12 protein-coding genes are annotated in these 12,601 nt (G+C 41.4%); 9 read left to right on the forward strand and 3 right to left on the reverse strand.

The genetic code is table 11. From position 1 onward, the window contains the following. Positions 1–10 precede the first annotated feature (10 nt). Both BSO02S_RS08610 and BSO02S_RS08615 read left to right on the forward strand, forming a co-directional pair. On the forward strand, positions 11–754 hold the full coding sequence (locus BSO02S_RS08610; protein WP_066065410.1) for a WecB/TagA/CpsF family glycosyltransferase: 744 nt from the start codon (positions 11–13) through the stop codon (positions 752–754). A gap of 224 nt (positions 755–978) precedes the next feature. Then, a complete protein-coding gene (locus BSO02S_RS08615; protein WP_066065413.1) occupies positions 979–2,034 on the forward strand; it encodes a glycosyltransferase family 4 protein in 1,056 nt (351 codons plus the stop codon). 141 nt (positions 2,035–2,175) lie between these two features. On the opposite strand, the gene BSO02S_RS08620 is transcribed toward BSO02S_RS08615, so the two are convergent. Both BSO02S_RS08620 and BSO02S_RS08625 read right to left on the reverse strand, forming a co-directional pair. Further along, positions 2,176–3,183: an LCP family protein gene (locus BSO02S_RS08620; RefSeq protein ID WP_066065416.1), complete on the reverse strand. Its 1,008-nt coding sequence runs from the start codon at positions 3,181–3,183 to the stop codon at positions 2,176–2,178. A gap of 135 nt (positions 3,184–3,318) precedes the next feature. Continuing rightward, a complete protein-coding gene (locus BSO02S_RS08625) occupies positions 3,319–3,954 on the reverse strand; it encodes a YigZ family protein (protein WP_066065421.1) in 636 nt (211 codons plus the stop codon). A gap of 235 nt (positions 3,955–4,189) precedes the next feature. Between BSO02S_RS08625 and BSO02S_RS08630 the strand changes: the two genes are divergently transcribed. The 6 genes from BSO02S_RS08630 (at position 4,190) to BSO02S_RS08655 (ending at position 10,885) form a co-directional block, all read left to right on the forward strand. Continuing rightward, positions 4,190–5,332, forward strand: a complete 1,143-nt coding sequence (locus BSO02S_RS08630) for a sensor histidine kinase (RefSeq protein WP_066065424.1) — start codon at positions 4,190–4,192, stop codon at positions 5,330–5,332. A 45-nt stretch (positions 5,333–5,377) separates the two neighbouring features. Beyond that, the gene (locus BSO02S_RS08635) at positions 5,378–6,061 is read left to right on the forward strand and encodes a response regulator (protein WP_066065428.1); all 684 of its coding nucleotides are present in this window, start codon (positions 5,378–5,380) and stop codon (positions 6,059–6,061) included. Positions 6,062–6,206: 145 nt separating this feature from the next. After that, a complete protein-coding gene (locus BSO02S_RS08640; RefSeq protein WP_066065432.1) occupies positions 6,207–7,046 on the forward strand; it encodes a DegV family protein in 840 nt (279 codons plus the stop codon). Positions 7,047–7,651: 605 nt separating this feature from the next. After that, positions 7,652–8,641, forward strand: a complete 990-nt coding sequence (locus tag BSO02S_RS08645; protein WP_142303692.1) for a nuclease-related domain-containing protein — start codon at positions 7,652–7,654, stop codon at positions 8,639–8,641. Then, complete coding sequence (locus BSO02S_RS08650) at positions 8,629–10,122, forward strand: ATP-dependent helicase ComFA (protein WP_084374959.1); 1,494 nt, start codon at positions 8,629–8,631, stop codon at positions 10,120–10,122. Before BSO02S_RS08645 ends, BSO02S_RS08650 begins: the two co-directional genes overlap by 13 nt. Before the next feature lie 46 nt (positions 10,123–10,168). Next, positions 10,169–10,885 carry a ComF family protein gene (locus BSO02S_RS08655; RefSeq protein ID WP_066065438.1) on the forward strand — a complete coding sequence of 239 codons (717 nt, stop codon included), beginning with the start codon at positions 10,169–10,171 and terminating at the stop codon, positions 10,883–10,885. A 44-nt stretch (positions 10,886–10,929) separates the two neighbouring features. Here the strand turns inward: BSO02S_RS08655 and BSO02S_RS08660 are convergent, their stop codons facing one another. Beyond that, complete coding sequence (locus BSO02S_RS08660; protein ID WP_066065441.1) at positions 10,930–11,427, reverse strand: spore coat protein; 498 nt, start codon at positions 11,425–11,427, stop codon at positions 10,930–10,932. Between the two features lie 274 nt (positions 11,428–11,701). Between BSO02S_RS08660 and hpf the strand changes: the two genes are divergently transcribed. After that, positions 11,702–12,250 carry a ribosome hibernation-promoting factor, HPF/YfiA family gene (gene hpf / locus BSO02S_RS08665; RefSeq protein ID WP_066065444.1) on the forward strand — a complete coding sequence of 183 codons (549 nt, stop codon included), beginning with the start codon at positions 11,702–11,704 and terminating at the stop codon, positions 12,248–12,250. The last annotated feature ends 351 nt before the right edge of the window (positions 12,251–12,601 follow it).

A 12,601-nucleotide genomic window follows, 5' to 3' on the forward strand; every position in this document is an offset into this window, starting at 1 on the left:
GATTGTCATAATGAAAACTAACGCTAACTTGGTTACTATATTAGGTATTGATTTTGTAAATAAAAGCTTTCATGAAGTGGTGGAGAAGCTTTTCACAGGAATAAAAAGCAATTGCAAGGCCTTTATCGTCACGGCCAACCCGGAAATTGTTATGTATGCGGCAGCACATCCAGAGTATAGAGACATCGTTCAGGCTGCGGATATGGTTGTTCCCGATGGTTCGGGGATTATTCTTGCTTCAAAAATATTGAATGAACCAATCCAAGAACGGGTAACAGGATATGATTTAACGATTCGTCTCCTTGAACTGGGGGATGAAAATAAGTGGCGGATCTACCTTTTAGGCGGACGGGAAGAGATAAATAAAAAGGCTGCTGACAATATCTGCAATCAATTTCCTAATGTTGAACTCGTCGGTCGCCATCATGGATTTTTTGACTCAGAGAAAAATAATTCCATCATCAAAGAGATCAAGGCCTCAAGACCGGACATTGTTTTTGTTGCTCTTGGTTTTCCAAGACAGGAGAAATGGATCTCAAAAAACCTTCATCATTTTTCAAAGGGTTTATTTATGGGTGTTGGAGGCAGTATTGATGTATTGGCTGGCGAAGCTAAGCGGGCACCACTGTTTTGGCGAAAAATGAACCTAGAGTGGTTTTACCGTTTATTGATGCAGCCGTCAAGATGGAAGAGGATGTTAGCTTTACCAAGATTCTTGGTTCAAATCATCAAAGTAAAAATAAATCCAAAGTAAGTTATTCAATTGATGTAACTTTTTGCCGTCATAAAACGTCGAATAGAGTGATGAAAAAATGGGGAGATACTATTTTTCCTCTCCGTAGAATGACAATGTTGCGACAATTCATTTTTTTATACCAAATCAATTATAATATGCTATACTATATTCGTTGTACTTAGAAATATGTACCTGTTTCTGAAGTTTATTAATGGGGCATTATATTCATAGGGAGGGTCTTTATGTTATATCTGACCTTTATATTATGTTTTCTTTGCTCCATTTTACTCACTCCAATAGTAAAAAAATTGGCTTTTAAATTAGGAGCAACGGACAATCCTAATCATCGTAAGGTACACCATAAGATTATGCCCCGTTTAGGCGGTTTAGCGATATATGTTAGCTTTCTTTTAGGTCTATTCATTATCCAGCCATCTAGTCCATATCATGCGGCCATTATGGTTGGCGGTTTGATCATCCTTGCTGCTGGTATTTTAGATGATATTTATGAATTATCTGCAAAGGTGAAACTTTTAATACAAATCACCTCAGCCCTAGTCGTTGTATTATGGGGCGGAGTCGAAGTTACATTCATTAATTTGCCGTTTAATGGAGTTTTAGAATTCGGGATGTTTAGTATACCCATTACGGTTATCTGGATTGTCGGCGTTACCAACGCCATTAATTTAATTGACGGCCTTGATGGTCTGGCAGCGGGTGTTTCTTCAATTGCCTTTATTACTATTTCCGGAATGGCGATTATTATGGGAAATGGGTATGTAGTGGCAATGGGAGCGATTCTCCTCGCAAGCACATTAGGATTTTTGCTGTTTAATTTTCATCCAGCAAAAATCTTTATGGGTGATTCTGGGGCGCTCTTCCTAGGATATATGATTTCGGTGTTGAGTTTACTCGGCTTTAAAAATGTAGCGTTAATATCCTTTGTTGTGCCAATCATCATCTTAGGCGTTCCAATATCAGATACCTTCTTTGCGATCATAAGGCGTATTTACAATAAAAACCCGTTATCAGCACCAGATAAGTCACATTTACATCATTGTTTGCTGGAACTTGGTTATTCCCATCGTGAGACGGTTCTGTTAATTTATGCGATGAGTGCCATGTTTGGACTGGCAGCGTTTATTTTCACGATAACAACCGTATGGGGTTCGATATTAATGATTACCATCATTCTCCTGGCGATTGAATTATTTGTTGAGACGATTGGACTTATTAACAAAGATTACAGGCCGCTGCTGCGAATGCTGGGGATCATAAAATATGATAAAAACAGGTAATCAAGAATTACAGTTAGGTTCGTTTTGAAATCTACTAATATATATAAGGGTAAGACACAACGTATGGTTGTCGCTTATCCTTTTTTTGTTCTATTAAACTTTTATAAAAGAAAAAACCTGGATAACTATCCAGGTCCATTCTTAGTTATTTTCAGCAGCTTTACTGCTGGACGTATTTGTCCGGTTAAGATGATTTTGAAGTGTTAACTTTGTTTGCTCTAAGGAATCTTTATCTAGTTGATAATAATAAATACGATTAATATAGGAGTCATCCCCTTTTAGCGATAACGATTCAACATTAATGCCGCTTCCCGCTTGCAAATAGCTGATAAAAGATTTCATTTGGGCGAATGTCAAATCTGTCGTCATATTTTTTCCAACTGCCTCCATGACGTCAGAGTAACTAGTTATCGACTTAAGTGAGGTCCCTTTTGATAGAATGGCTTTAAATATTTCTTGCTGTCTCTGTCCGCGTTGAATGTCACTATCCTTTTTTCTGGTTCGTGCAAGGGCAAGTGCTTGTTCACCGTCTAATTCTTGCAAGCCCTTAGTCAAGGTAATCGCTTTTGCACGATCCTTAGAATCTTGTTCAGAAAATGTATAAGGAACGTCTACATTAATTCCTCCAAGCGCATTGACAACGTCAATAAAGGCGTTAAAGTTCATTTTTACATAATAATCAACAGGAACATCAAGCAATTCTTCGACTGTTTCAAGCGTAAGTTTTACTCCGCCATAGGCATGGGCATGATTAATTTTCGTATAAATATCCTTCTCCGGAATATGCACGTATGAATCACGCGGGATGCTCAATAGCTTGACAGATTTCTCTTCCTTATTAAAAGTAGCTAGTAACAAGGCGTCTGAACGGGAAGGACCGTTTGCCTTTCGTTTCGTACTGTCATCGACACCAATAAATAAAATCGAGGTATTTTCAAGTTTCACATTGGCCTGTTTCTGTTTGGAATCCCTGTCAATCGGTTTGTATGATTTATTCATAACCGATTCGGCCTTATTGTACAAAAATGCTCCGTAGGCTGTTCCACCTAACACCAAGACAAGAATGGGCATGATCACCCAGGCCCAAATTCTCTTTCGTTTTTTCTTAACCTTATTTTCTCTTTTATAACCCTGTCTATTGATAGACATAATTTCCTCCTATATTGAAAAAGTAGAAAAGTGTCACGTTTTGTAAAAATCTATTCTATTTTATAATATATCATAAGAATGGTAAATTGATTTTTTTCCAAAAAGATAATTTATTAGTTATCAAGCTATGCAAAATTACTTTATTGGCGATTCTAGATAGATAAGGGCGCCTTCTTCCATGGCTCCCTGCCCGTTTGTCATTTCAATAATCCAGTTACTGAAATCCAGCTTTTTATCTTCTTCGACAAATACTTCAACGATCACCTTATCCTGATAATGAATCGTTTTGATGGTATATATGGACGATCTCAATTCATTTTCAATCTTCCCGAGCAGCGGGTAATCAATTTTAACATGGATAACCTGCATCAGCCTTCTTTCGACAATTCCAACTGCTGCTAGACCCTCGGAGGTGGCCTTACCGTAAGCACGGATTAGTCCGCCTGCGCCTAACTTAATCCCACCAAAGTAGCGGGTGACCACGACGACAGTATCCTTCAGCTTTCGTTTTTTCAACACCTCAAGAATAGGGACGCCAGCCGTGCCGCTCGGTTCGCCGTCATCGTTGGCCTTCTGTATTTGATCGTGCTCGCCAATCAGATAGGCAGAGCAATTATGCGTGGCATCCCAGTATTTTTTTTTCAATGCCTGAATGAATTCCTGGGCTTCCTGCTCGGTCTCAGCCCGCTTGAAATGGGCAATAAACCGCGATTTTTGAATAGAAATTTCATGTGCGCCAGCTTCTTTTACTGTTTGGTAATGAGGGAGCATAATAAGATCCTTTCTAATAAAAATAATGTGTAATCTAACTTTAACATCGTAGTAATGTTTGCATGATATAATAGAGGTGATCAAGATAGTGTCAATAATAGACTAATCGCTACTATTATACTACTTTTCTTGGAAATTTAGGATTTTGCTGTGTTCATATTAGCACATTAAGCCAATCCGCTGTAAAATATGTTAAAAGGCCTAAAGGGAAAATTGATCCCCGGAGGAATATAAAATGAAAATGAAGCAGATTAATGTTAAGTCGATTGATGAAATTCGTGAAGAAATGATTGAAACTGTTACGTGCAGCAAAAGTGACATCTTCCAAATCGGCGAGCAATGCCGTCAGGATTATGAAAACATGACGAATGAGTTAGAGAATATTAAACAAATGATGGGCAGGCTCATGAAAGAAGGCGTACAGCTCGAACAACAGGTTCTAGAGGCACGGGGCATGCTGTCAGAAGTAAGTATGAATTTTAAACAGTATTCTGAAGAAGAGGTCCGTGATGCATATGAAAAAGCCCATCAACTCCAAATGGACCTGTCAATCAACTGGCAGTACAAAAAACAGCTTTTGGATAAAAGGGATGATCTTGAACGCAGGCTGTTAGGGTTAGATGAAACAATTGACCGCGCTGACCAGCTCCTAACGCAATTTTCAGTTGTCATGAATTACTTAACAAGTGATTTGAAACAGTTTGGTGAAGTTTTAGAAAATGCCAAAGCCAAACAAGACTTCGGCTTAAAAATCATTGAAGCACAAGAGGAAGAGCGGAAACGACTATCAAGGGAAATTCACGATGGTCCGGCGCAAATGCTTGCCAATGTGATTTTGCGTTCCGATTTAATTGAACGGGTTTACCGGGATAAAGGCCCAGAGGAGGCATTTTCGGAGGTCCATAGTTTTAAAAAGATGGTGCGTTCTGCCCTTTATGAGGTCCGGCGGATAATTTATGACCTTCGCCCTATGGCATTAGATGATTTAGGTCTTGTGCCTACCCTCAGAAAATATTTACAGACCATCGAAGAATATCATAACCACTCAAAAATAGAGTTTGTGAATATTGGCCTAGAACGCAGGCTGCCAACAAAGTATGAGGTCGCCCTGTTCCGAATGATTCAGGAATCGGTCCAAAATGCACTTAAGCATGCAAACGCCTGTCAGATTAAAGTGAGATTAGAAATTACCAATGCCGCCATTACCGTCTTGGTAAAGGACAATGGAATTGGATTTGATACGAACCATAAGAAACCAGAGTCGTTTGGCATGATTGGAATGCGGGAGCGAGTCGACCTGCTCGATGGAGAAATTACATTTGATTCAAAAATAGGCAAGGGAACCGCGGTACTGATCTGTGTTCCATTAATCAACTAATGAGTAGAAAAATATCGAAATTAGAAGAACTAGGGGGCGTAAAAATTGACTACCAAAATTGTCATTATTGACGATCACCAACTATTTAGAGAAGGCGTTAAGAGAATATTAGAGTTTGAAAAAACGTTCCAAGTTGTCGCAGAAGGCGATGATGGATGCGAAGCTTTACGACTTGTTGAGGAATTCCGGCCTGATGTTGTAATCATGGATATAAATATGCCGCAAAAGAACGGTGTAGAGGCGACACGTGAGCTGGTTGAAAAATATCCAACCACAAAGATTATTATTTTATCGATTCATGATGATGAAAACTATGTAACCCATGCTCTAAAAACAGGGGCAAGTGGCTACCTGCTAAAAGAAATGGACGCCGATGCATTGATTGAAGCGGTTCGCGTCGTGGCTGAGGGCGGTTCTTATTTGCATCCAAAGGTGACCCATAATCTCGTCAATGAGTACCGCAAGCTTGCAGCAGGTGTTGCTCACGGCGGGGGCTATGTGCCAACGGTCGAAATTCGTCGTCCCTTGCATTTGTTGACTCGCCGTGAATGCGAAGTGCTCCAATTGCTTGCTGATGGAAAAAGTAACCGCGGTATCGGTGAGGCATTATTTATCAGTGAAAAAACAGTCAAAAACCACGTATCCAATATTTTGCAAAAAATGAACGTAAACGACCGCACCCAAGCCGTCGTTGTCGCGATAAAAAATGGCTGGGTGGAAGTCCGCTAGAAATGCCTGCTATTTTGATGAAGGGCACGCAAACAGTTGCGTGCTCTATTTGCGTTTTGAGATTTCATTTTCTTTAAAAGAATGCAATTTATGTCTTTTTCATATAAAATAAATCTTAGAAAAAAACAAGGATGGTAAAACATTTATGAAAACGGCAGTTGTCACGGATAGCACCGCGTACATACCGAAAGAATTACGAGATAAATGGAATATATATATGATCCCCTTAAATGTCATCTTTGCTAACGAGGCCTATCAGGAAGAAATTGATCTAACCGCAGGCGATTTCTACGAAGAAGTTAAGACGAAAGACCTCCCAACCACCTCCCAGCCGCCAATTGGTCAATTTGTTGAACTGTTTGAGCAGTTATCGAAGGAGTACGATGCGGTTATTAGCATTCACCTTTCGAGCGGTATCAGCGGCACTTACCAGGGCGCAGTCACAGCCAGTACGATGGTAGAAGGAATCAAAGTCTACCCATTTGATTCTGAAATCAGTTGTATGGTTCAAGGCTTCTATGCATTAGAAGCAGCGAAGTGGGCCTCACGCGGCGAGGATGCAGCGGCAATTATGGCTAGGTTAGAAGAATTGAAGGAAACGGCCCGTGCCTATTTTATGGTAGACGATCTGTCGCATCTCCAGCGCGGCGGCCGCCTCTCAAGCGCCCAAGCCTTCATCGGCAGCCTGCTGCAGGTCAAACCACTACTTCATTTCGAAAATAAGGTCATTGTCCCTTTTGAAAAAATCCGGACTCGGAAGAAAGCCATGAAACGAATGGTAGACTTGCTCGCTCAAGATGCATTAAGCGGCGGAAACTATCAAGCTGTCATTATTCACGGCAATCGTGAGGAAGAGGCAAAGGAATGGCGGAACGAGCTCGCAGCCATGTATCCGAACGTCGAATTCTCCATCGGCTACTTCGGTCCTGTCATCGGCACCCACCTCGGTGAAGGATCCATGGGCATGGGCTGGATGAAAAAGTAAACTACTTTAGTTAGCTGCCATTCCGGCGATTGGGCCGGAATGGCCTTTTTTGTTGGTTGGGTAATTAAAAGGGTTTGGCGGTATAAATAGGGAAATTGGCGGAATAAATGTAGAAGTTGGCGGAAAAAAAGCAAAAGTTGGCGGAAATTAAATATAGTTTGGCGGAATCCTAGGCTAGTTTGGCGGAATTCCAGTCTAAGTTGGCGGAATCCACGAAACATGGAGCTTCCTAGATGCAAAAAGAGTGAAGTCTAAGCTTGAGAACTATTAAAAATAGGTCATTTAAAAGGGTTTGGCGGAATAAATAGGGCAGTTGGCGGAATAAATACAAAAGTTGGCGGGAATAAAACATAGTTTGGCGAAATCCTAGGCTAGTTGGGCGGAATTCCCGTCTAAGTTGGCGGAATTGCCGACACGGTTGGAGAATTCCCGCGTAAAATAAGCTGAATCCCCGGACGAACCTTCCCAAGCAATTACCACCTAACCATTTTCCCAGAAAAAATAATAATATTTTCGACAAATAAGCAGGAAATTCTCCAATACTTGCAGAATCTTTTCAAGGTATAATTTTAAAAAAGAAAAAGGAGTGACGAACCCAATTGATCATGCAAGAACTGACACCTCCGCAAAGGTTACTTTTAACCGAAATCTTAAGAAGACTCCTAGAAATTACCAATAGGAAATATCAAGAAGTCGAAAGAGATTTAGCCAAAAGATGGGCTGGCTACTGGGGAGAAATTGCGTTAGCTAACTACGTAAAAGAACTTCCACAAGATAAATACTACATCTTTCACGATCTCCAACTACAAATCCACGGCATCTACTTTCAAATTGACACTCTTCTTCTCTCACAAAACTACATCCTCATCATCGAAGCAAAAAACATATCTGGTACCTTGGTGTTTGATAATGTATTCAAACAGCTTATTCGCATCCATAAGGATGGCACGGAAGAATCATTCGAAGATCCACGAGTTCAATGTGAGCGACTTCAATCCCTCTTACGAAGATGGATGGTTAAAAATGGCTGCAAGTTGCTGCCGATAGATACCCTCGTTTTTTTAAAAAGCACCAATACGATTTTGAAAACCAATTCCGCTGATAATGCTGATTTTAATAAAGTATGTAAAGGAAGGGACCTATTTAACAAAATTGAAAAGCTGGAACAGCGTTATAACCAAGTAAAAGTAAATAACGAAACAATTATCCAAATGGGAAAATTACTCTTAAGTCAACAAAGCCCGAAACCAATTAATATTCTTGAGGAATATAAACTTACAGCAAAGGATATTCGAAGTGGAGTCTGCTGCCCAATTGAAACCTGCCGATTTATCCCGATGAATTATAAAAGAGGAAAATGGAATTGCCCAGCCTGTCATACTACTTCAAATGATGCCCATTTAGAAGCCCTCGGTGACCACTTCTACTTGATAAAGCCAACAATGACGAACATTGAATGTCGGAACTTTCTTCATCTGCCAACATATGATACCTCCCAAAAAATTCTCTTTAAATTAAATCTTCCTACGACAGGCAAAACCAAAAGCCGTTTGTACTATCTCTCGCCAAAGAAGGTGACTCCGTGCGTTTTGTAATAAAAAATGAGAAGCTAATCCCGCAAAAACTTCATAAAGGAGATTCTCTGCCCATTTCGCAGCTAGAAACCATCCCGCAGCAGCCGCCGCTGAACACCGAATTCACTTACAACCCCGACCTGCAGCAGTTCCTTACTGGTAAACAGCTCCTCTTCGACGATATTCCATTCCCACTCGATGAAATTCAGGCCCATTACGAAAGTGGATATGTTACTTACCGCAAAGGAATTGACTACGACGGGAAAAGGCCAGTTTGCACCCGGTGCGGCAACAAGGACCCGCATTGGTTTGCGGTCTCTCCTTGTTCACGGTGCGGAGAAACCTGCCACTATTGCCGCCATTGCATCATGATGGGGAGAATCTCTGAATGTACCCCATTAATTGGCTGGAATGGCCCGGTGCCTGACACCAAACCACCAGCTAAACTCAATCAATGGCAGGGAACGCTCTCAAAAGGGCAAATGGAGGCCTCAAATCATGTGGTTGAGGCAATCCTTCGTAATGAGGAGCACCTTGTCTGGGCAGTCTGTGGGGCCGGAAAAACGGAGGTCCTATTTGCTGGAATTGAAGCCGCCATAGCCGCAGGTAAAAGGATCTGCATCGCCACACCCAGAACGGATGTCGTCTTAGAACTTACGCCCCGTCTAAAGGCAGCGTTTCCCGAAATTACCGTGGCCTCCCTTTACGGCGGGAGTGAGGACCGTCACCTTTTCGCCCCGCTGACGATAGCAACCACTCACCAGCTACACCGTTTCTACCATGCTTTTGATGCAATCATCTTGGACGAGGTCGATGCCTTTCCCTATACTGTGGAGGAATCCCTTCAGCACGCGGCCGTCCAGGCGCGGAAGCCCATCTCAGCGATGATTTACCTGACCGCGACGCCAAATGAAAAATGGCAAAGGGAATGCCGTACAGGCAAACGTCTCTTCACAACCATCCCAGCCCGATTTCACCGCCACCCGCTGCCGGTCCCCGAATTTGTCTGGTCTGGAAACTGGCAAAAGCAGCTCAAAAAGAAGAAACTGCCAGCAAATGCTCTAAGATGGATTACGGAACGACTCGAAGCAAACAAACAAGCCTTAGTCTTTTTTCCGCATATCGCTTTAATGGAAAAAGCACTGCCCATCCTGCGCCAGTTTGCACCGAAAATTGAAGCGGTCCATGCCGAGGACCCTGAGCGGAAAGACAAGGTTCTAAAAATGAGGGCGAAGGAAATTCCATTACTGCTGACCACGACTATTCTTGAGCGCGGTGTGACCTTTCCTAATATCGATGTGGCTGTTATCGGTGCGGAAGATACCATTTTTACAGAAAGTGCCCTTGTGCAAATTGCCGGAAGAGCAGGGAGGAGCAAGGATCATCCTTCTGGTGTGGTGACATTTTTTCATTATGGAAAAACGGACGAAATGCTTAAGGCAAGAAGGCAAATTGTTTCATTGAACCGTGAAGGGATCGAACGGGGTTTGCTTAATACATAACAACGTAGCTCCGTCTCTCTTCCACATAAAAAAGGAGCTGAAACCAATGAATTCATTCTCCCAAGATCACTGTCTAATCTGTCATGATATAATCCTGCCAGCCATTGGCTGGAGAGCCCTTTTCTCAATTGAAAAGGAACACTTCATTTGTCTAGTTTGCGAAGGGAAGCTTGAAAAAATTGAGGGAGACACATGCAGAATTTGCAGCCGGTCGTTCCGTCAGCTCGATGAACAATTCCGCGACGGGGATTTATGCCATGATTGCTTTCGCTGGGAGGGGGATATCGAATGGCAAGGCTTTCTCGAGAAAAATACTTCCCTTTTCCTCTATAATGATTTTTTAAAAGAAGTGATTGCAAAGTTTAAATTTCGCGGAGACTATTTACTGGCGAAGGTATTTACGGATTCTATCAGGGGAAAGCTTACCCAAATGGCCTTTGACCAACTTGTACCGATTCCATTAAGTGAAGAGCGTCTTTATGAGCGCGGGTTTAACCAGGCAGCGGCACTACTCGCTGTAGCAGGATTTACCCCTTCAGAAATACTCAACCGCATTCACTCGGAAAAACAATCAAAGAAATCAAGGTCAGAGCGGATCCACGTTCCTCAAGTTTTCAAGATCCTTCCCGACATGAATTTAGAGGGGCAAAGAATTGTCCTGATTGATGATATTTACACCACGGGTTCAACGCTTCGGCACGCTGCGAAGCTTTTAAAAGAGGCAGGAGCAGCAAGCATTCAATCGCTGACATTGGCGAGGTAGTGAATTGGAAAGGCGGGGCAACAATGCCTCGCCTTCCAACCATCTCAAAGCTTCATCCGAAGCGCCTTTTGAGCATTTTCAATATCATGACCAAGCAAGAGGCCTAAATCGTAGGATGGGTAATAGCCGTGTTTGTGCATGTAATTATAGACTCTTTCATGGCCATGGATGGCACCCATCAGCTGATTGGTGAAGGTTTTTCGCAACGCAGGGGTAGCTGTTTCGGTAATTGCTGCGGCAAGATTCCGCACCAATGTTTTGGAGAGCCCAAGCAGGTCGCCGGCGAAAAAGCCTATATCCTCGCGCAGATCTTCTTCTTCCCTTGCTTGATAGCCCGGTGCCGAGGGATAAAACTTAAGTAGTTCCTTTAGGTTACTTTCAAGGTCATGAATACATTTTTTATAAAGTTCTTTAAGCTCTTGGTCAGTTACTTTATTGATGGACATTTTCAGTTTTAATAACCCCATGGATTGAAATGCTACCAATTCGTGCAATTCCATTGTTTCATGCCAGGCAAGTAATTTTCTTTCTTCGTGATCCATTTGTATAATCCTCCAATCGGTTTTACATCCATTTAGCCTATTCCATGAGCATTTTTGTGGTAATTTGTCCCCTAAAATATTACAATAATTATGAACAACCATACACCTTAGCAAAATTTATCTTTAAAAGTCAAAGGTGATGTCAAACATTGTCACTATTTTCCTGATGTTTTTGTCAATAATTCGACAAAATTTATCTTCTGACTTTGCAGGAGAATCATAGGGTAAAATAGAAATGTTAATACATAGCCTTAATAAAAGGAGGAGTCCACAGATGAAATATAACGTTCGTGGTGAAAACATTGAGGTAACTCCAGCAATTAGAGAATATGTGGAAAAGAAAATTACTAAACTGGAACGCTATTTTACTGAAGCACCAGATGCAATGGTACATGTGAATCTAAAATTCAATCAAGATAAAACTTCAAAGGTAGAGGTAACCATCCCACTCCAGCAATTAGTTTTGCGTGCTGAAGAAACTAATGTTGATATGTATGCTGGAATTGACTTGATTACTGACAAGCTAGAGCGCCAAATTCGCAAGCACAAAACAAAAGTAAACCGTAAGTTCCGCGAGAAGGGTGATTTTCCGGTTACTTTTTCAACCGTTGAAAACACGGAAGTTCATGATTTCGATGAAGACGATCTTGAGTTAGTTCGAACAAAGCGCTTTGATCTTAAGCCGATGGACAGTGAAGAAGCAATCCTCCAGATGAATATGCTGGGACATAGCTTCTACGTGTTCACTAATGCTGATTCTAACCGTACTAACGTTGTTTATAAGCGTAAAGACGGGCGCTACGGTTTAATTGAAGCACAATAATAACAATGTAAGTGAACGCTGCTCCGGAAAATGGAGCAGCGTTTTTAGTTAGTTTTAAATGAACAGAGCACCAAACTTACAAAGTCTAAATCTACTATATAATAAAAATAAAACTAGGTTACTAGACAGAAGTGTTCGAAATAGTTTTGGATTCATGGGGAAAAATTGCTAGTTATTTTTCCATCAGCAATGATGGCTGTTTTTCATTCCAAGAGATTGTGGATAAATAACATCGAAAATTATCCCCATGTGGATAACCGTAAATTCCGGTAATTACCCACAAATACTGCAGATGTTATGCACAAAGTACACAGAATTAACAGGTTAACCGACAGTCATTTGAGAATCGAT

The organism is Neobacillus soli NBRC 102451 (assembly GCF_001591665.1).
Classification (GTDB): Bacteria; Bacillota; Bacilli; order Bacillales; family Cytobacillaceae; genus Neobacillus; species Neobacillus soli.